Raw genomic sequence first — 19,113 nt, 5'->3', positions numbered from 1 at the left:
CACTCCCACCGAGGTACGCCATGGCCGTCCGTGAGGCGCGGATCCAGCGCCGCGTGGCGATGCCGGCGCAATTCGTGCAGGTGGTCCTGCGGCCGATCAGCCCGTCGCGCCTGGTGCTGGCGCTCATCGTGGCAGCCTTCGTGCTCGCCATGGTCTGGGTGCAGCAGACGCAGGCGATCGTGCGCGTGGGCGGCGAGGTGCAGTCGCTGGAACGGCGGCTCGAAGGGCTCCTCCAGACCCAACAGGACCTTCGCGCGCAGCTGGCCACCGAAAACGATCTGCCAACCGTGCAGCGGGTGGCCTTCAGGGACCTGGACATGCGCGAACCGACCAATCCGCTCTACGTCAGCAGTCAGGCCCTGCCGCCTGGCGTGTCGCTGGACCTGCCGGTCTGGGCGGCGCCGAGCCAGCGGCTGTACGCGATGCCGTGGTGGGAAGAATTCCTGCGAGCGATCAGTGCCAAGATCACCAGCCTCCGCGAGTAGGCGCCCGGTCACCGACCGCGCCGGCGCGCCCGCCGACCCGAGCCGGCGTCTGGCGGTGATGCTCGGGGGCGCCGCGCTTGGGGCTAGCGTCCTCGGTTGGCGCCTGTACGACTGGCATGTCAACCAGGCGGCGGATCTGGCCGCCCGCGGCGCCGGTGAGCTGCTGGCACGGACCGAGCTGCACCCGCGACGAGGCACGATCTTCGACATTTCCGGCGACGTGCTGGCCATCGAGCGCAGCGCGATCAGCGTGGTGGCGGACCCAAGCGTGGTGCACGAGGAGAGCGCCCCCTTCGACATCGCCAACCGCCTCGAGGACATCCTGGGTCTCGATCCTATTTCGGTTGCCAACGCGATCAGCAACCCGCGATCCCGCTATGCGCTGCTGGCGCGCGGCATCTTGGACGACGAGCATCGGCGGTTGCGGAGCGCCGTCGCGGCCGATGAGCTGCCGGGCATCAGACTCGAGCCGGATCGCGTGCGCGTCTACCCCAACGGCCGGCTCGGCTCCCACGTGCTGGGCTTTCTCGGCGAGCGCGTCGATCGACCCGGCGATGTTGTGGGACAGGCCGGGGTGGAGGCGCACTACGACGACCTGCTGTCCGGCAGCCCCGGCCTGCGCACGTCGGACCTTGACCGTCTGGGCCGCGAGATCCCGATCGGGCGTCACAACTTGCTGCCGGCCCGCCACGGGTCGCATCTCACGCTCACCCTCAATCGCACCATTCAGCACATCGTGGAGGAAGAGCTCGAGGTCGCGGTCGAGCGCTTCAGCGCGGCGTCGGGCTCGGTGATCATGCTGGACCCGCGCACCGGGGCGATCCTCGCGCTGGCCAACGTGCCGGACTATGACCCGGCGCGGGTGCACGAATACCAGTCCTTCGGCCCGGAGTTCGCCAACCGCGCGCTGAGCCACGTCTACGAGCCGGGCAGCACGTTCAAGCTCGTCACCATGGCCGCCGGCCTGGACAGCAAGTCCATCACGACCGAATCGACCCATGACCTGCCGGGAACCATTCGCTACTTCGGCGAGGAGTTCAAGAACTGGGACTTGCAGACCTATCCCGACCAAAACATGACGAGCGTCCTGCGTCATTCGAGCAATACCGGCGCCATCTTCGTGGCGGACAAGACTGGTCCGGACCGCTTTTACAGGTACATCGACAAGTTTGGCTTCGGTGAGATCAGCGGCGTGGACCTCAGCGGCGAGGTGCCGGGCATCGTGCGCCGGCGCGGCGACCGTGGGTGGTTCCAGGCCGACCTGGCGGCCAACTCGTTCGGCCATGGGATCGGGGTAACCGCGCTCCAGATCGCCGCCGCCATCGGCGCGATCGCCAACGACGGCGTGCTCATGCGTCCCCACATCGTGCGGGCGGTTGAGCACCCGGACGGCCGGCGAGGCTTCGTGCAGCCGCAGGAGGTGCGACGGGTCGTTTCAGTCGAAGCGGCGCACGAGCTCATGCGGATGATGGAGAGCGCCGAAGGCGGCATTCCGAACAATCCCGCGACCGTGGCCGGATATCGCACCGCCGGCAAGACCGGCACCTCGGAAATCCCGGTCGGCGGGCGCTTTCAATCCGACCTCTCGATCGCGTCCTACGTGGGATTCGGCCCGCTGGAGGATCCCCAGCTGCTCACGCTGGTGGTCATCAACCGGCCCCAAGAGGGCTATTTCGGCGCCTTCGTGGCGTCGCCGACGTTCCAGCGCATCATGACCCGGGTTTTTTCGTACCTGCGAATCCCGGCGCGGGCTGCCTGAACTGATGGCGACGCAGGCACAGCCCGCCGCGCGTGGGCTCCGCTGGCCCCCGCAGGACCCGATTCTGCTCCTGCTCACGGTGCTGTTGCCGTTGGGCGGCGCGGTCATGGTTGCCAGTGCGCGCATTCCGGCGGTTCTCGGCGAGGGGGCGCCCCTCGACGCCGACACGATTCAGCAGATGATCTTCGGCATCACGGGCCTGGTGCTCGCATTGGGCCTGAGCGCCGTGGACTACCAGCGCTACGAGCGGCTCGCCCTTCCTGCCCTGGGCATCGCCTGGCTGCTGCTGCTTGGGGTCTACTTTTTCTCGAACGCGCCGCCGCAGTTGGCGGCCCGACGCTGGTTCGTCATCGGCGACTTCACACTGCAGCCCAGCGAGTTCGCCAAGCTGGCCCTGATTCTGGCGCTGGCGAAGCTGGCCAAGCTCTTCGGCAACCGCGTGCGCGATTGGCGCATTGGCCTGCTGGGCGGCGGCGGGCTGCTCGCGGCGGTGGTGCTGCCGGTGGTGGCCGAGCCCGACCTGGGTACGGCCGTCACGATGGCGGCGGTGGGTCTGGCCATGCTGTTCGTGGCCGGCGTCCGGCTGCGGCACCTGGCGGTGCTGCCGCTCGGCGCGCTCGCGGCCGGCGCCATCTCCATCGCCGTGCACGAGTACCAGCGGGCACGCGTGGTGGCGTTTCTCACGCGCGACCCCGAGGTCACCAATACCGGCTATCAGGCCGCGCAGGCCAAGATCGCCCTCGGCGCCGGCGGGGTTACCGGCCGCGGCCTGGGCGCCGGCACGCAAAAGTTCCTGCTGCCGGTGCCCGATTCGGACTCCATTTTCGCCGTGATTGGCGAAGAGTTCGGCCTCGTCGGCACCGGCCTCGTGCTGGTGCTCTTTCTCGCGTTGTTCGTGCGCGGCATTCAGATCGCGGGATCGACCGAGGATCCATTCGGCCGCTTGCTGGCCGTCGGCATCGTCACCCAGCTCACGTTTCAGGCGTTCGTGAACATGGGCGTGGTCACGGGATTGATTCCGGTCACGGGCCTTACGCTGCCATTCGTGAGCCTGGGCGGGTCGTCGCTGCTCGCCTCGCTGTTGATGATGGGCATTTTGCTCAACGTGGCGCGAAAATCCGCCTTGCAGCGGCGCGAATGAGAATCGTGCTGGCCGGCGGCGGCACCGCCGGACATATCTTCCCGACCCTGGCCGTCGCGCGGCGCTTGCGCAAGCTGCTGGGCGACGCGGAGGCCGACCTCACCATCGTGTGCGGGGCGCGTGAACTCGACCGCGAGCTATATCGCGGCGTGGAGTTCGACCTCTTTCCGATTCGCGTCCGCGGCATCGTGGGTGTGGGGTTGGCCCGGCTCCCGGCACGGCTGTGGCGCCTGGGCGTCTCGACGGTTGCCGTGTGGCGCGACCTTGGCGCCCGACCGCCCGACGCGATCGTCCTGAGCGGCGGCTACGTCAGCGTGCCCGTCATGCTGGCCGGGTGGCTGCGGGGCATTCCCCGCCTGATCTTCTCGGGCGACGCGCAGCTGGGATGGGCCACCAAGGCGCTGGCCCCATTGGCCACCGTCGCCACGGTGGCATTCCGCGAGGCGGTAGGGCAGCTGCGCGGCACGCGCGTCGAGTTCACCGGGTATCCCCTGCGGGAAGCCTTTGCCCATCCCGATCGCGACGCGGGCCGGGCTCGCGTCGGCGTGGCGTTGGACGAGCCATTGGTGCTGGTGGTGGGCGGCAGCCAGGGCGCGCATGCGGTCAACGCCGCCATCGCCCGGGATCTCACCCAATTGCTCGACCGCGCCGTCATCGTGCACGTCACCGGGCGGGGCGATTTCGAGTGGCTCGCGTCGGTGCGTGAGCGCCTTTCCCCGGACCGGCGCGCGCGCTATCACGTCCACGCCTTCATCAATGAGGGCTTCGCCGACCTTATGGCCGCGGCCGACCTGATCGTGACGCGCTCCGGCGCGACGGCGGTGGCGGAGCTCGGCGCCGTCGGCGCCCCGGCCGTGATCGCGCCCGGCGCGTTCGGGGCCGGACACCAAATCGCCACGGCAAACGCCGTCGCGGCGTCCGGCTCGGCGGTCATTCTGTTGGAGGATGACCTGGCCCGCGGCAAGCTGGCGTCGACCATCACCGATCTCTTGGCCGACACGCCGCGGTTGGAGCAGATGCGTGGCGCCTCGGCCAAGCGCGGTCGACCGGACGCCGCGGATGCCGTGGCCCGGCTCGCGATCGGGCTCGCCGATCCGACCTGGCAGGCGGCCCCGGCATGAGCGCCGCCGGCCGGCTGCTCGGAGCGGACGTGCGCCGCGTGCACGTGGTCGGCATTGCCGGCGCGGGCATGTCCGGCGTGGCGGCCGCGCTGCTCGATCTCGAGCTTCGGGTCAGCGGCAGCGACCTGCGCGCCACGGCCGCGACGGAACAGCTGCAGGCGCGCGGCGCGCGGATTCATCGCGGCCACGACGCGGGTAACGTGGCCGGCGCCGACCTGGTGGTGCATTCCGCCGCCGTTCCCGCCGACAATCCGGAGCTTGTCGAGGCCCGGACCCGCGGCGTGCCGGTGGCCTCGCGCGCGGCGATCATCGCCGAGCTCTTCAACGCGTCTCGCGGCATCGCCGTCGCCGGCACGCATGGCAAGTCCACCACGAGCGCCATGATCGCGGCGGTGCTGCGGCAGACCGGCCGCGATCCCAGCTTTCTCCTCGGCGCCGCCAGCCCCTCGCTCGATCACGCCAACGGGCGCTACCGCCGGGACAGCTGGATGGTGGTGGAAGCCGACGAGTTCGACTCGGCGTTCCTCGCCTATCGGCCCGAGATTGCCGTGATCACCAACCTAGAGCGCGATCACCTGGATTACTTTGGGACCGAGGCGCGCATGGTGGAGGCCTTCGCGGCCTTCGCAGCCGGACTTCCCGCCGACGCCCGACTGATCGCCCGCGGCGATGTGGCTCACTTGCGCCGTGTCGCGGCCGGCGCACCCACGCCGGCGCTGTGGTTCGGACCGGACGAGGCGTGGGATGTCGAGACCTACACGCCGGCGGCCGGCGGAAGCGAGGTGGCGTTCCGCACGCCGCACGGGCCGATGGCCTGCCGGCTGCCGCTGCGCGGGCGTCACAACGCCTGGAACGCGCTGGCGGCGCTGACGGCCTGCACGCTGGCCGGGGTGCCCGTGGACGAGGCCGCGTGCGCGCTCGAGTCGTTCGGCGGGGTGGAGCGCCGCTTGCAGCTGCGCGCCTGCGGCGGCGGCGTGCGGGTGCTGGAGGACTACGCCCATCATCCGACCGCCGTGCGCGCCACCATCGCGGCCGCGCGCGAGTTCACCCATCGGCGGCTGTGGGCGATCTACCAGCCGCTGCTCCGCAGCCGCACGCTCGACCTGCTGGACGACTTTGTCGATGCGTTTGCGGGCGCCGACCGCGTCACCTTTGCCGAAATCTATTCGCCACCCGGCCGCGAACACGGAATCGATGCCAGCTCGGCGCTGCTGGCCGCCCGGGTGCGACATTCCGACGCATGCTTCCTCCCGTCCTTCGACGCCATCGCCGACCTAGTGGCCGCCGACGCGGCCGACGGCGACGTGATCCTGGTAATGGGTCCCGACTCCGTGACCCCGCTGGCCGATCGCATCAGCGTTTGGGTCGACACGCGGGCCGCGGCATGAGCGCGTCGCCGGCGCTCCCGGAGCACCTCGCCGTGCGCGAGCGCGAGCCGCTGGCGCGCCACTCCACCTTCGGCGTGGGCGGACCGGCAGACCTCTGGGTCGAAGTGCACGCGGTGGATGACTTCGTGGCGGTTCTCGATGCCGCCGAGGCGGCCGGGGCGCCGCGCACGGTGGTGGGACACGGCACGAACCTGCTGGTCGCCGACGCCGGCATCGAGGGCCTGGTGATCAGCAACAACTGCGTCGGATTGTCGTTTGACGCGGCCGCCGGCCTGGCGCGCGTCGAATCGGGACACACGATGGCGCGGCTTGCCCGGCAGGCCGCCGCAGGCGGGCACGCGGGGCTCGGGTTCGCGATCGGGGTGCCCGGAACGGTTGGCGGCGCCGTGTTTGGCAACGCCGGCGCCTGGGGCAGCGATATCGCGGCGGTGCTGACGTCAGCCGAGGTCTGGTATCCCGACGGCGTGCGACAGCTTGGCCCGGACGACCTGGCGTTCGCCTATCGGCACAGCGCCTTGCAGAACGATCCTCAAGCGCCGGTGGTGCTGAGCGCGTCCCTCGCCATCCAGCCTGGCGACCCCGACGCGCTGCAGGCGCAGCTGGAGACCTTCGCGCGCCGTCGATTGGATACCCAGCCGCGCGGCCAAAACGCCGGCTCGTTCTTCAAGAACCCGAGCGGTGACTACGCGGGGCGCCTCATCGAGTCTTCGGGACTCAAGGGATGCGCTCGCGGCGGGGCCTTCGTGTCGCCGATGCACGCCAACTTCATCAGCAACGACGGCACCGCCACGGCGGCGGACATCCTGGCGCTGGCGTTGCACGTGCAGACCACCGTCCAGCAGCGGCACGGAATTCGACTGGAGCCCGAAGTTCGCGTGCTGGGTCGCTGGGAGGCCGCCGTCTCGGAGCTGATGGCATGACGACCGACCCTCGTCCGTGGCACGTCCATCTGCTGTCGCTGGGCATTGCCGGCCTGACCACCATCTTGCTGGTCTGGATGCTCACGTCGCCGGTGCTGAAGGTGCGCAACATCACCGTGCACCGCGCCGCGTCGTCACCGCCGCCGGTGGTGAGCGCGGAGCAGATCGAGTCACTGGTCGGCCAGTACGTCGGGGCCAGCGTGTTTCGCGTCGACACCGCTGCCATCCGCGGCGAGCTGTTGGAGATTCCGGGCGTGGCCGACGCGTTGGTCGACGTTGCCGTCGACGGCCATCTGACGGTGACTATCGCCTACGACGCGCCCGTGGCGAACTGGATTGTCGGCGGGCAGAGCTACCTGGTTGACGCCGACGGCCAGATATTGGCCGCGCGCTATCGGCCTGACCTCGAGCTGACCATCGAGGACACCGGCGCGCGCGAGACCGCTCCGGGCGAGCACGTCAATCTGCCCGCCTTGCTCGCCGCCCATCAGCTGCAGAGCAACCTGCCGCTGCTGCGGGTGTTTCCGAACCGGATCCAATATGCGGCCGGCAATCTGACGGTCATCGATCACTCCGGCCGCGAGCTGCAATTCGGCGGCATCGAGCGGCTCGAGCCGAAGCTCGTGGCGCTGCAGGCCGTGCTCGAGCGAGCCAACCGCCGCGGCGAGCGCATCGCATCCGTGGACCTGCGACCCGTGGACCGCCCCACCTATCGCACCACCAACGCCCCGCCGCTGATCAGCACGATCGGGGACTCCCCGTGAGATAGCGGCGCTGGGGTTGGCTGAGTCAGCAGACATCCGGGGGGCACTGGAGAGACAGACGTTGGCACGTAATCGAACGGTCGTCGGGTTGGACGTAGGCACGACCAAGACCTGTGTGGTCGTTGGTCGGGAATATCGGGACACGCAGCTGCATGTGCTGGGCATCGGCACGGCGCCTTCGCTTGGTCTCAAGGGAGGGCAAGTGGTCGACATCGTGCAGACGATCAAGGCGATCGACGACGCGGTGATGCGTGCCGAGGAGGCATCGGAGACGCGGGTGCGTCACGTGGTGGCCGGCATCGCCGGGGGGCACCTGCAGTCCCATAGCCAGCACGCCGAGCTGCGGCTCGGCGCCGACGATCCGACGGTCCGGCCGCGTCACATGAACAGCATCGTGCGCACGGCGGCGGCTATCTCGCTGCCGGCCGAGCGCGAAATCGCCGCCGTGATTCCCAAGACCTTCAGCGTGGACCACCTGACCGACGTGCTGGACCCGCGCGGGCTCACCGGGCGGTGCCTGAAGGTCGAGGCCCACGTGGTGACGGGCGCCACCAACGCCATGACCAACCTGGAGCGCTGCGTGACGGGGGCCGGCTGCGAGGTCCGCGACCGCGTCCTGCAACCGCTGGCGTCGGCCGCGTCCTGTCTCACCGAGGACCAGCGGCGGGAAGGCGCGGCGGTGGTCGACATCGGCGGCGGCACGACCGACGTGGCGATTTACGTGGGCGACGCCTGCTGGCACATTGCCGTGCTGCCCATGGGCGGCGCGCTGGTCACGTCCGACATCGCGCGCGGACTGCGCCTGCCGCTGCGAGTGGCCGAGGCCCTCAAGATCCAGCATGGTCGGGCCGATCCCTACGTCGATGCCGACGAGTCGGCCGTCGAGGTGCCGGGCTTCGACTACGGCGCGCCGGTCGCGGTTCGCCGCCGCGACCTGGCCCAGGTCATCGACGCGCGCATGGAGGAAATCTTCTCCCACGTGAAGGATGAAATCGTGCGCAGCGGGTACTACGACGTGCTCACGGCCGGCGTCGCCTTGACGGGCGGCGGGTCGCTGATCCCGGGTCTGGCGGCCAAGGCGTCGGAGATTCTGGAGCTGCCCGTCACGCTGGGCCGGCCGCAGGCGCTCTGGGGTCTGGACGAGGGCATGCGCGAGCCGCAGTTCAGCACCGCCATCGGCCTCACGCTCATGGGCGCGACGCCGCGCCCGGATCACGGGTGGCTGGATCAGCGGCCGGTGCGACGGGCCGGCGGGGTGCTCACCAGCTTCGGGTCGTGGCTGCGCGGCCTGGTCGCGCCGGCCGCAGCCTGATGAAATGTCCCACAGACGCTTTACTGTTGTGCATAATGAGAAGCCGAACGCGCGAGCTGACCGCATGACGTCCGCCAGCGCTGGACTCCGGCGACAGGGGACCAAGACATGAACGACGATACCGGCAGCACGGGCCGCATTACACGACTCACGACGCCGCGGCGCGGGGCATCCGAGCCTCCCAGCGAGCAATCCGCCACCATCAAGGTGGTCGGCGTGGGCGGGGGCGGGAGCAATGCCGTCGACCGGATGATCGACGTGGACGTCAGCGGCGTGGATTTCATCACCGTCAACACCGACGCGCAGGCGCTGATGCGCTCGCAAGCGTCGGTGCGCGTGCACATTGGTGAAAAGGCCACCCGCGGGCTCGGATCCGGCGGCAACCCGGCGCTGGGCCACAAGGCGGCGGAAGAATCTGCCGAGGATCTGCGCCAGTCGCTCGAAGGGGCCGACATGATCTTCATCGCCGCCGGCATGGGCGGCGGCACGGGCACGGGCGGCGCTCCGGTCGTGGCCGAAATCGCGCAGGAAAGCGACGCGCTGACCGTGGGCGTCGTCACCCGTCCCTTCGCCTTCGAGGGCACGGCGCGCGCGCGCGTGGCCGATGAAGGCATCCAAGACCTTGGCGAGCGCGTCGACACGCTGGTGGTGATTCCCAACGACCGCCTGCTCAACGTGGCCGACGCCAAATCCACGATCAGCGAGGCCTTTGCGCTGGCCGACGACGTGCTGCGACAGGCGATCCAGGGCGTCTCCGACCTCATCACCATGCCTGGCCTTATCAACCTGGACTTCAACGACGTGCGGGCCGTCATGACCGACGCCGGCACCGCGCTCATGGCCATGGGCGAGGGCCAGGGCGAGACCCGCGCCACCGACGCCATCACCCAAGCCCTCAACAGCCCGCTGCTGGACACCTCCATGGACGGCGCGCGCGGCGTGCTGCTGAACTTCACGGGCGGCTCCGACATGACGCTGTACGAGGTGAACGAGGCGGCGGAGATCGTGGCCAAGACCGCCGATCCGAACGCCAACATCATCTTCGGCACCGTGGTCGACGAGTCGCTCGAAGGCCGCATTCACGTCACCGTGATCGCGACGGGGTTTCAACTCGAGCGCAAGGAAGTGCGACCCGCCACGCGGTCGCGCGTGCGAACGCCCGCCTCGCCCCGCGTGCGCGAGCTGGACTTCTCACCCGGTCCCGAGGACCAGCCCGAGATCGAGATTCCGGCATTCCTGCGGCGCCGGTCCGCCGGATAGGCGCACGACCGGCCGCCAACCGCCGCCGGCGCTCGTCCGCGCCTAGAATGGCGGGATGCAGGGGGCCCCTACGGTCGATGACGGACTACGCCTGCGCATCGCGTCGGTGCGGCAGGAGATCGCGGCAGCGTGCGTCGCGGCCGGCCGTTCGCCCGAGTCCGTTGAGTTGGTGGCGGTGACCAAGACCGTGCCCGCCGACGTGGTGCGCGCGGCGCTCGCCGCGGGACTGACGACGTTCGGTGAGAATCGAGTCCAGGAGGCCGACGCCAAGATTCCCGAGGTGGGCGGCGGGACGTGGCATCTCATCGGGCACCTGCAACGCAACAAGGCGCGCACGGCGGTCCAGCGCTTCGCCTGCATCCAGAGCGTGGACTCCCCGCGACTGGCGCGCCGGCTTGATGCGGTGCGCGAGGACCGGTCCGTGGACGTGCTGGCCCAGGTGAACCTCACCGGCGCGTCGACGCAAGAGGGCGTGGCGCCGGCGGACCTGGATGGGTTGTGCGCGGTGATCGACCGCGAGACCGGTCTGACCCTGCGTGGCCTGATGACCATCGGTCCGCTAGGGGGCGATCTCGCCGCGCTGCGCGCCTGCTTCCGCGAGCTGCGCGAGGTGCGCGACGCGCTGCGGGCGCAGCTCCCCAACCAACCGCTGACCGAGCTGTCGATGGGTATGACGGACGATTTCGGCGCGGCGATTGCCGAGGGCTCAACGATGATTCGCGTGGGACGGGCTATCTTTGGCGGTCGCCCTGCGGCCGCAACCGCGGTGCCCGCGCCACCGTCAATGGACTCGCCATGCTGACCGGTCTCCTCGACTTCTTGAACATTCTGGTCACGATCCTGGTGTTCGCGATTGTGGGCCGGGCGCTGCTGTCCTGGTTCGTCCAGGACCCGAGCCATCCGCTGATGCGTCTGCTCATCGACGTCACCGAGCCGATTTTGGCGCCGATCCGCAATCGACTGCCCTCGTCCTGGATGATCGATCTGTCACCGTTGATCGCGATCCTGGTCATTCAGATCGTCTGGCAATTGATTGTGGCGATCGCAACGCAGCAGTAACGCAGTGGCGTTGCTTCCGTGCTGCCTGACGCCGTTTGTGCGGCCCGGATGCCCCTGCCTGCGCCTCGGCTTGGTATCACCCGGATGATTCCCCGCCGCACCCAGGCGACGCGCTTCGCCAGTGCCTAGCTCGGGCCTCCAGCGACCGCGCGGTACGGCCGACCGCCTGCCGGCCGACGCGCCCGCGTGGGACGGCGTCCTGCGCGCCTTCGCGCGCGAGTGCCGGCTGCGCAACTTTCAGCCCATCAGCACGCCGACCTTCGAGACCACCGAGCTGTTCGACAAGGGCACCGGCGCCACCACGGACATCGTGCAGAAGGAGATGTACACCTTCGACGACCGCGGGGGCGACTCGCTGACCCTGCGGCCGGAGGGCACGCCGTCCATCGTGCGCGCCTACCAGCAGCACGGCATGCACGTGCTGCCGCAGCCGGTGAAGCTGTACTACGTCCTGCCGGTGTTCCGCTACGACCGGCCGCAGGCCGGCCGCTTGCGCGAGCACCACCAGATCGGGGCGGAGGCCTTGGGCGACCCCAACCCGGCAGTGGACGCCGAGGTGATCGACCTGCTCTGGAGCACGCTTCGCGCGCTGGGGATCTCGGACCTTGCGCTGCACGTCAACTCACTCGGCGATCCCGAGTCGCGGCCGGAGTACCGCGCCGCGCTGGTGGCCTTCTTCGCGCCGCACACGGACAAGATGTGCGCCGATTGCCAGCAGCGGCTGACGCAGAACCCGTTGCGGCTGCTCGATTGCAAGAAGCCGCCGTGCGAGCGCGTGAGCGCCGACGCGCCGCGTTCGCTCGACTACCTTGGCGACGCCGCGCGCGAGCACTTTGACACGCTGCGGAGCCTCCTTGGGGCGCTGGATATTCCGTGCACCCTGGACCACCGGCTGGCCCGCGGCCTGGACTACTACAACCGCACCGTGTTCGAGATCGTGCCGCCCGACGGCAGCGCGCAGAGCACCGTCGGCGGCGGTGGGCGCTACGACTACCTGGCCGAGACGCTCGGCGGCTCGCATCTGCCGGGCGTCGGGTTCGGCAGCGGCATCGAGCGCATCCTGCTCAATCGCGAGCGCGTCGGGCTCGAGGAAGCGTCGCCGCCACCGCCCGAGGTGTATGTGGCGCCCCTGGCCGATGCGGCGCTGACGGTCGTGACCACAGTCGCCGCGGGACTGCGGCAGGCGGGCGTCGCTACCGAGGTCGGCTACGCCGCCGCGAGCCCCCGGTCCCACCTGCGCCGCGCCAACGCCGTCGGCGCGCGCGTGGCGCTAATCGTCGGCAATCGAGAGGTGGAGGCCGGGCGTGTGTCCCTCAAGCCCCTCGACGGCGGCGACCAAGTCGACGTGGCGCTGGACGACGTCGTGTCGTCCACGCAGGCGGTTCTGGCCGATACGGCAGCCGCGAGCGACGCATGATCGCGGTCGTCGACTACGGGGCCGGCAATCTGCACAGCGTGGAGCGCGCGCTGCGGCACGTCGGCGCCGAGATCACCGTGACCCACGATCCGTCGGAGATTGCGGACGCCGCCGGCGTCGTCCTGCCCGGCGTCGGGGCCGCCGCGGATACCATGCGCGGCCTCGAGCGTGCCGGCGTGATCCCGGCCATCCTGGACGCGATCGACCGCGGCGTGCCCTACCTGGGCATCTGCATGGGGCTCCAGGTGCTCTACGAGGCCAGCGACGAGGACGGCGGCACGACCTGCCTGGGCGTGGCGCCGGGACGCGTGGTGCGCTTCCCACCCAGCCAGCACGTGCCGCACATGGGCTGGAACCAGGTCCACCAGCAGGTCGAGTCGCCGCTGTTCGCGGGAATCCCGCAGGACGCCAACTTCTACTTCGTGCACTCGTACTTCGCGCCGATTGACGGCGATGCGCACGTGGCCGCGACCACCGACTACAGCGTCACCTTCACCAGCGCGCTGCTGCGCGACAACATCTTCGCCACACAGTTCCACCCGGAGAAGAGCGGCGCCGCGGGCTTGCGGCTCTACGCCAACTTCGCGCGCTCGGCGGGACAGCACCCGCCTGACGACGCCGGCCCGTGATGGAGGTCTATCCGCCCGTCGATATCCGCGGCGGTCGCTGCGTGCAACTCGTGCAGGGTGACTTCAATCGAGAGACGGTCTTCTACGACGATCCGGTGGAGGCGGCCCGGCATTGGATGGCGCAGGGCGCCGCTTGGCTGCACGTCGTCGATCTCAACGGAGCCCGCGACGGCGTCAGCACGAATGCCGCGATCATCGAGGACATCATCAAGGTAGCGGGTGATGTCCCGGTGCAGGTCGCGGGCGGCCTCCGTTCGCCGGCCGACATCGAGCGGGTGCTGGGGCATGGAGCCGCGAGGATCGTGCTGGGAACTGCCGCCGTGCGCGATCCCGAAATGCTGGCGCGCGCCGCCGCCGCTCACCCCGGCCGGATTGCCGTGGCGGTGGAGGGACGCCAGGGCATGGCGGTCACCGACGCCTGGGCGAAGGAATCCACGCTGACCGTCGCTGAACTGGCGGCGCGGGCGGTGGACGCTGGGGCCGCAGCCATCATGTACACCGACGTGGTGGTCGAGGGCATGCTCGAGGGACCGAACGTCGCGGGCACGCGCGATCTGGTCGAGCAGGTCGGGGCACACCTGCCGGTCGTCGCCTCGGGCGGCGTGGCCTCGCTTGACGATATTGCCCGGCTGCGCGACGCCGGAGCGTCCGGCGTCATCATCGGCAGCGCCCTGTATCGCGGGGCGTTCACGCTTGCCGAGGCCATCCAAGCGGCCGCCGGTGAAGCCCGATGCTGACCCGCCGAATCATCCCCTGCCTCGACGTCAAGAACGGCCGCAACGTGCGCGGCGTGAAATTCTCAGCCGACGTGGACGCCGGCGATCCCGTCGAGCTGGCCGCGCGCTACGACCGGGAGGGCGCCGACGAGCTGGTCTTCTACGACATCACGGCCTCCGCCGAGGGCCGCGACATCATGAGCGATCTCGTGGAGCGGGTGGCGTCGGAGGTCTTCATTCCGCTAACCGTGGGCGGCGGCCTGCGCAACGCCGACGACATGTACGCCATGCTGCGGCGCGGGGCGGAGAAAGTGTCGATCAACAGCGCCGCCCATCGCGATCCCGACTTGATTCGGATCGGCGCCGACCGGTTTGGGTCGCAGTGCATCGTGCTCTCCATCGACGCGCAGCTTCGCAGCGACCGCGCCGAGCCGTGGTGGGAGGTGGTGCTGGACGGCGGGCGCACGCCCACCGGACTCGATGCCATCGAGGTCGCCGAGCGCGGCGTCGAGCTTGGCGCGGGCGAGATCGTGATGAACAGCATCGACGCCGACGGCACGCGCGCCGGATATGACCTGGACCAGCTGCGCGCCGTGTGCGACGCCGTGCCGGTGCCGGTCGTCGCCTCGGGGGGCGCCGGGTCGATCGAGCACATCCGCGCGGCGTTGGTCGAAGGCCGCGCCCATGCCGCGCTGGCGGCGTCGATCTTTCACTTCAAGATGATCAGCATCGAGCGCGTCAAGCGCGAGTTGGTAGCCGCAGGGCTGCCGATGCGCATGGATCCCTTCGCCAACAGCGGCTCAGCCCTCAACGGCAGCTAAGGAACCTCGGGCGCGATCAGGCGTGGCTGAGCCCCGTCAGGCCAGTCCAGGTGTCCCACGAACAGGCCGCGAGTGCGGTTGGACTCGCGGTAGCGGAAGTCCTCGGGGTCGGCGGAGCAGTGGGTGATCCACCACTGGCCCTCCCAATGAAACACCTCCGAGGCGTGGCAAAAGCCCAGCCGCTGCGGCTCGTAGCCGTGGAAGTCGTAGGGCGAGTCGGAGGCGACGAAATGCGTCCACCAGCCGTGCTTGAAGAAGAGCCAGAACTTGCCGTCTTTGGGCACCACGCAGGGCGACTCGACCTCCAGCGTGGGCTCCTCGTCGAAGGGCCACGCCTTCATGGTGAACACCGGCCCAATCTCCTGCCAGTGCATGAGGTCGTGCGACATGGAGGCGGCCACGCATACCAGGTTGTGGCCGAACTTCTCTTGCACGCGCGCCACCCAGTAGGCCACGAAGGTCCCGTCGTCGAGCCGGATGATGTGCGGATCGCGGCAGCCGCCGTAGGAGCCGCCGAGGCGGCGGGCGACGGAGAGGAAGTCGCCGCCCGCGTCGCGGTGCATGCGCTCCACCTCGTCGGGCCGCGGCAGACCGAATCCCGGCCACTTGGCCCAGGAGACCGAGGGCACGATGACGGGATTGCCCGGAAAGCGCTCCCAGTTGAACAGATCAGTCGACGTGGCGAGGCAGATGCGCTGCGTGCGGTGCACATCGGTCACGCAGTAGAGCATGTAGAAACAACCCTCGTGCTCGATGACGTAGGGCGCAAAGCAGGTCACCTCTTCCGGCCAGACACCGGTGGCCGTGAGCGCCGGCGGATGCACGGTCCACTGCATCAGGTCATCGGAGGTGGCGTGGGCGAGCGAGTCTTCGACGCCGTGCATCTCGCCCGGACCGGTCACGTCGCCGATGATGCCGAAGAAGTGCCAAAGGCCGTCATGCCGGATCAGGCAGTGGTCGTTGAGATAGCGGCCCGGATAGGTGAGCACCTCCCGAAACGCGCCAAGCTGCACGTCACCGTAGGGACTGCGGCGGGTGGACCGCTGGGCCATAGACACTAGTGCACAACCGATTTCGACAATGGTAGCCAACTTGTGAGCCTCCACCTAACTCCGGAGCTCGAAGCTAACCTACCATGCAACATCTCGGTCACAATGTCCGATCACCAATCGCCACTACCATGACATTACGAATATATTCCGACTTCGTCCTACCATAGATTTACTGCTTCACCGCATCCTTGCGCTTGGTTTCTACATGCTGCCACACATCTTCGAGAAACGATATTTCTTCGCTGGTAACACTTCGTCTTCCTGAATGGAAAACACGATTTCGTATCATATTTAGACGATCCATCCAGGCTAGTCTCTTACTCTTGGATCGTGCCGACCGATCAAATGTCCAAGACGATTCAAAGCTCCGCCAATTCCTAGGGAGCTCAGCTATTCTCTTGTAGTCGAGTAGTTCTAGAAACTGATGTGGCTCCCCGCCCTCTTCGCTAACTTCTGCCTTTTGAGCTGCGTTACCGCGAACCCCTTGAGGAACGCCCAATCTCCACCAGTCGTTCCCATCACTTCCATATTGCGATTTCAGAATAGAGAAAGTCACCATTCTGATGCAATCTTCAATCTCGGCAATGAGTTCACGGGCGTAGCCCAAAGCCTGATCGCTATGCTGCCTAATGTGCTCCTCGAGACCCGACGGATTGAACTCACTATTGGCCTCATGCGCTATTGCCATGAGCTCGAATCCATAGGCCAGCGCTGCACCGCTTCCGTAGTGTCCCTTAAATCGGTTCAAATCCACGTCCGAGGCGCCAGCAAACCACCCCACAACCGGCTCTACCAACGTGTTCACTGAGCCAACCAATGCGTCAGCCGATAACTGTCCTAAACCCGCGCCCTCCGCACCGCTGTCGTTATGCTGCAAGGCTGCATGAAATAACCGAAGCAGCGCCGCCACACCTCGATTTGTACATAAGAATCCACCTGCCGATCGAGCTTTCTCCCATTGCTGGGGAGCTCCCTCGCCAAACAGATGAATGAACTTTCCAATAGTCGCCGAGGCCCGGGATCGCGTAGTGTCATAGTCGCGTTGGTAAAGATATCCCGGGTAAAACACACCGCCCCGGACCTGCCCCACCAAGCGACTGCCGCTTATCGCCGTTGCGAGCTCCGGCAGAGTGAGGGGCCTGGTCTTACCATCGGTATCCCACTCCGTGGCGACGAGATCGAATAAGGGCGAGTCCAGATTCTCCGACAAATCAAGAGCGATCTGAGATTGGAGGCTACGCAACATCACTTCCGGCGAGGAGTCCTCGGTCGTAAGTTCCGGCTCCAATTCGACAAGCAAACTTCTCGGCACTCTCACCTGTTTACTATTGATGTCGACAAACAATTTCACCTCTTCCAAAGGATCGAGGCCTTCGAAGGCTAGCACTGGCACACGGCCACGGCGTCCCCACTCGCTAAGCGAGAAGCCGTACAATCGGTGCTGACCGTCGATTACCCAGGCGCATTTGTATGTATTCGGCAAATGTAGAGTGCCCAACGTTGTGGGCTCATCCGATGTTGGACCCGCGATATCAAAGCGCAAACGCCTCGAGTGCCGAAAATTCACAACGATATTGGTCGGGAATATCCCGCCGGTTTGATTGATGTGGCCAGCAATATCCCTTAGCCGTTTCTTGCGCAATAGACGCTGATAGGTACCGACAGCAGCAGCATCGATCTTTGCACGGTGACTCACGTAGCATAGCTTCAATAGGCGGTCCGGTTCGATCGCGAACTGATAAAACGTCTTGCCGCCGAAAGTCCCCCGAAGAGCAGGTACGGTACCCCGCAAACCCTGGACAGGCGAGTCCTGCAAAAGGTCTGCTTGAAGCTGATGCCTTGATGCGGGACCGATAATATTAACTAGCCTAGAATAGTAGTCAAGCTGCCTGTCAGTTATCGTAGATATATGGTGCGCTTTTGCCCGCTCGACATCATTTCTGCTCCACCTTATATTCCTTGTTACATATAAGAAGCAAACCCTAGGACGATCCGGAAACCAGTCGTGAATAGACTGCCGAATTGAATCTTGCAATCCGCGCGTCTCATTTAGGTCCTTTTGCAACGATCTCGCGCGGCTATTCTGCGATGCCTTACATTCCACGACCACAGCCGTCTCACCATCGATCGCCAGCACGTCAACCTGCTTCGGAGGCACTGTCGGGTCCATTCCACTGAGCGGAATCCTGAACTGACGACCTCCGCTCAACTGCTGAAACCCCATTCTGGCAAGGAGAGTCCACACTTCATCTTCAAGCATCTGACCTTGAGGTTTTGGCTTGCGAATCCGAATAGTTCGTTTGTTACGCCGGACAATCTGCCAGCCTTCAGCGATATAGCAGTCTTCTTGCGCAGCCGGAACCGTCCGCTCAAGGAACGCACGGCGACGCTTTCGGAGCTCCCGTTGGATTTCAGCTCCCGTGACTAGTCCAGGGAGCTCCTCTGTGAGATCTTCTGCGTCGGAATTCAAGGAATCCGTCTCAAGAGTGAAGTCGCGACTGGGGCCGAATTTCGTGATTCAATATCTCACGGTTGAGTTCATTGCCCCACTGCGACCAGCCTGACCGATCGTGCCGCGCAAAAAGCTCAAGATAAGGTCCAGGACTACACTGCTCAATAACGTCGTACAATTCGTCCGGTTTTCGTGAGTGCTCACGTTTCCGAGTGGACATTATGTTTACCTGTCTCCGTCCGGGTTGAAAGGTACGAATAGACCCCCGGACGCCGAACAGAACGAGCTCGGTGACATTTCGAAAGTAGAATCCAACCCCGCGACCGTCTGGGCCACCGTCTTTGCGAATCTTATACCAGACGAGATTCGTCTTGTACTCGAATCCCCAGTGCTTCATCACTGCAAGACCCTCTTGGATGAGCGCATTTGGAACCCACAGGTACAGATGGCTTCTCTCGAGAGCAAGATCTGCGACCGGGAGGGATTTGATTTCCGAGATTGATAGAGACGCGTACCTCGGTAGCCGTCTGTACTCAGGGGCCACTCGCCCGGTTCGATTATTGAACCTCCAAGGCGGGTCGGCCAGAATCGTCCCAAACGACCCATTGACCGATCTGGTCAGATCTCCCAGCAGTGTGAATGAATTGTGGTTGGCGAGCGTGCTCGGAACTCTCTCGTCGACGGGTCCCTGGCTGTTTGCCTGCATTTCAGTCCACCCCACCGGCTGTGTGCACACGGCCAGTATACGCGGGGATCAGCATTAGCCCTTTTTGCCGCCGCCGACTACGACGTCGTTACTTATCCGATCAAGGGTGTC

General features: G+C 66.8%; 18 protein-coding genes. 15 read left to right on the top strand and 3 right to left on the bottom strand.

Annotated features, from left to right (window positions below; genetic code table 11):
* The first annotated feature begins 20 nt into the window (after positions 1-20).
* From OXG79_07330 to hisF, 15 genes are all read left to right on the top strand, one after another.
* A complete protein-coding gene (locus OXG79_07330; protein MCY3783582.1) occupies positions 21-485 on the top strand; it encodes a hypothetical protein in 465 nt (154 codons plus the stop codon).
* Complete coding sequence (locus OXG79_07325; GenBank protein ID MCY3783581.1) at positions 457-2,244, top strand: penicillin-binding protein 2; 1,788 nt, start codon at positions 457-459, stop codon at positions 2,242-2,244. Before OXG79_07330 ends, OXG79_07325 begins: the two co-directional genes overlap by 29 nt.
* Positions 2,245-2,248: 4 nt before the next feature.
* A complete protein-coding gene (locus tag OXG79_07320) occupies positions 2,249-3,385 on the top strand; it encodes a putative peptidoglycan glycosyltransferase FtsW (protein MCY3783580.1) in 1,137 nt (378 codons plus the stop codon).
* The gene (locus tag OXG79_07315) at positions 3,382-4,506 is read left to right on the top strand and encodes a UDP-N-acetylglucosamine--N-acetylmuramyl-(pentapeptide) pyrophosphoryl-undecaprenol N-acetylglucosamine transferase (GenBank protein MCY3783579.1); all 1,125 of its coding nucleotides are present in this window, start codon (positions 3,382-3,384) and stop codon (positions 4,504-4,506) included. The genes OXG79_07320 and OXG79_07315 overlap by 4 nt, the downstream gene beginning before the upstream one ends.
* Positions 4,503-5,894 (top strand): UDP-N-acetylmuramate--L-alanine ligase, encoded by a 1,392-nt coding sequence (gene murC / locus OXG79_07310; protein MCY3783578.1) that lies wholly within the window; start codon positions 4,503-4,505, stop codon positions 5,892-5,894. Before OXG79_07315 ends, murC begins: the two co-directional genes overlap by 4 nt.
* Positions 5,891-6,814 (top strand): UDP-N-acetylmuramate dehydrogenase, encoded by a 924-nt coding sequence (gene murB / locus OXG79_07305; protein MCY3783577.1) that lies wholly within the window; start codon positions 5,891-5,893, stop codon positions 6,812-6,814. Before murC ends, murB begins: the two co-directional genes overlap by 4 nt.
* Positions 6,811-7,578 carry a cell division protein FtsQ/DivIB gene (locus OXG79_07300; GenBank protein MCY3783576.1) on the top strand — a complete coding sequence of 256 codons (768 nt, stop codon included), beginning with the start codon at positions 6,811-6,813 and terminating at the stop codon, positions 7,576-7,578. Before murB ends, OXG79_07300 begins: the two co-directional genes overlap by 4 nt.
* Before the next feature lie 61 nt (positions 7,579-7,639).
* Positions 7,640-8,890: a cell division protein FtsA gene (ftsA, locus tag OXG79_07295; GenBank protein MCY3783575.1), complete on the top strand. Its 1,251-nt coding sequence runs from the start codon at positions 7,640-7,642 to the stop codon at positions 8,888-8,890.
* Positions 8,891-8,998: 108 nt separating this feature from the next.
* On the top strand, positions 8,999-10,150 hold the full coding sequence (gene ftsZ / locus OXG79_07290; GenBank protein ID MCY3783574.1) for a cell division protein FtsZ: 1,152 nt from the start codon (positions 8,999-9,001) through the stop codon (positions 10,148-10,150).
* Between the two features lie 55 nt (positions 10,151-10,205).
* The gene (locus OXG79_07285) at positions 10,206-10,952 is read left to right on the top strand and encodes a YggS family pyridoxal phosphate-dependent enzyme (protein MCY3783573.1); all 747 of its coding nucleotides are present in this window, start codon (positions 10,206-10,208) and stop codon (positions 10,950-10,952) included.
* Positions 10,946-11,209, top strand: a complete 264-nt coding sequence (locus tag OXG79_07280; protein ID MCY3783572.1) for a YggT family protein — start codon at positions 10,946-10,948, stop codon at positions 11,207-11,209. The genes OXG79_07285 and OXG79_07280 overlap by 7 nt, the downstream gene beginning before the upstream one ends.
* A 121-nt stretch (positions 11,210-11,330) precedes the next feature.
* Positions 11,331-12,626: a histidine--tRNA ligase gene (gene hisS / locus OXG79_07275; protein ID MCY3783571.1), complete on the top strand. Its 1,296-nt coding sequence runs from the start codon at positions 11,331-11,333 to the stop codon at positions 12,624-12,626.
* Entirely contained in the window at positions 12,623-13,255 is a 633-nt protein-coding gene (hisH, locus tag OXG79_07270; GenBank protein ID MCY3783570.1) for an imidazole glycerol phosphate synthase subunit HisH, read from the top strand. The genes hisS and hisH overlap by 4 nt, the downstream gene beginning before the upstream one ends.
* Positions 13,255-13,992: a 1-(5-phosphoribosyl)-5-[(5-phosphoribosylamino)methylideneamino]imidazole-4-carboxamide isomerase gene (gene hisA, locus OXG79_07265; GenBank protein ID MCY3783569.1), complete on the top strand. Its 738-nt coding sequence runs from the start codon at positions 13,255-13,257 to the stop codon at positions 13,990-13,992. Before hisH ends, hisA begins: the two co-directional genes overlap by 1 nt.
* A complete protein-coding gene (hisF, locus tag OXG79_07260; GenBank protein MCY3783568.1) occupies positions 13,986-14,792 on the top strand; it encodes an imidazole glycerol phosphate synthase subunit HisF in 807 nt (268 codons plus the stop codon). Before hisA ends, hisF begins: the two co-directional genes overlap by 7 nt.
* Here hisF and OXG79_07255 read toward each other — a convergent pair.
* The 3 genes from OXG79_07255 to OXG79_07245 all read right to left on the bottom strand — a co-directional run bounded on the left by OXG79_07255 (position 14,789) and on the right by OXG79_07245 (position 18,930).
* Complete coding sequence (locus OXG79_07255) at positions 14,789-15,844, bottom strand: hypothetical protein (GenBank protein MCY3783567.1); 1,056 nt, start codon at positions 15,842-15,844, stop codon at positions 14,789-14,791. The genes hisF and OXG79_07255 overlap by 4 nt on opposite strands.
* A 169-nt stretch (positions 15,845-16,013) precedes the next feature.
* Complete coding sequence (locus OXG79_07250; protein ID MCY3783566.1) at positions 16,014-18,314, bottom strand: DGQHR domain-containing protein; 2,301 nt, start codon at positions 18,312-18,314, stop codon at positions 16,014-16,016.
* A 10-nt stretch (positions 18,315-18,324) separates the two neighbouring features.
* A complete protein-coding gene (locus tag OXG79_07245; protein MCY3783565.1) occupies positions 18,325-18,930 on the bottom strand; it encodes an MT-A70 family methyltransferase in 606 nt (201 codons plus the stop codon).
* Positions 18,931-19,113: the final 183 nt, after the last annotated feature.

Source organism: Chloroflexota bacterium (genome assembly GCA_026706485.1).
Classification (GTDB): domain Bacteria; phylum Chloroflexota; class UBA11872; order UBA11872; family UBA11872; genus JAJECS01.
The sequence above is the reverse complement of the archived record's forward strand: the minus strand, read 5'-3'. Positions and strand labels throughout refer to the sequence as shown.

What these genes read in the sequence shown, in the direction of transcription:
- OXG79_07330 (MCY3783582.1), top strand. Translation starts at nt 21, where the DNA reads ATGGCCGTCCGTGAGGCGCGGATCCAGCGCCGCGTGGCGATGCCGGCG.
- OXG79_07320 (MCY3783580.1), top strand. Translation starts at nt 2,249, where the DNA reads ATGGCGACGCAGGCACAGCCCGCCGCGCGTGGGCTCCGCTGGCCCCCG.
- OXG79_07315 (MCY3783579.1), top strand. Translation starts at nt 3,382, where the DNA reads ATGAGAATCGTGCTGGCCGGCGGCGGCACCGCCGGACATATCTTCCCG.
- murC (MCY3783578.1), top strand. Translation starts at nt 4,503, where the DNA reads ATGAGCGCCGCCGGCCGGCTGCTCGGAGCGGACGTGCGCCGCGTGCAC.
- murB (MCY3783577.1), top strand. Translation starts at nt 5,891, where the DNA reads ATGAGCGCGTCGCCGGCGCTCCCGGAGCACCTCGCCGTGCGCGAGCGC.
- OXG79_07300 (MCY3783576.1), top strand. Translation starts at nt 6,811, where the DNA reads ATGACGACCGACCCTCGTCCGTGGCACGTCCATCTGCTGTCGCTGGGC.
- ftsZ (MCY3783574.1), top strand. Translation starts at nt 8,999, where the DNA reads ATGAACGACGATACCGGCAGCACGGGCCGCATTACACGACTCACGACG.
- OXG79_07285 (MCY3783573.1), top strand. Translation starts at nt 10,206, where the DNA reads ATGCAGGGGGCCCCTACGGTCGATGACGGACTACGCCTGCGCATCGCG.
- OXG79_07280 (MCY3783572.1), top strand. Translation starts at nt 10,946, where the DNA reads ATGCTGACCGGTCTCCTCGACTTCTTGAACATTCTGGTCACGATCCTG.
- hisH (MCY3783570.1), top strand. Translation starts at nt 12,623, where the DNA reads ATGATCGCGGTCGTCGACTACGGGGCCGGCAATCTGCACAGCGTGGAG.
- hisA (MCY3783569.1), top strand. Translation starts at nt 13,255, where the DNA reads ATGGAGGTCTATCCGCCCGTCGATATCCGCGGCGGTCGCTGCGTGCAA.
- hisF (MCY3783568.1), top strand. Translation starts at nt 13,986, where the DNA reads ATGCTGACCCGCCGAATCATCCCCTGCCTCGACGTCAAGAACGGCCGC.
- OXG79_07255 (MCY3783567.1), bottom strand. Translation starts at nt 15,844, where the DNA reads ATGGCCCAGCGGTCCACCCGCCGCAGTCCCTACGGTGACGTGCAGCTT.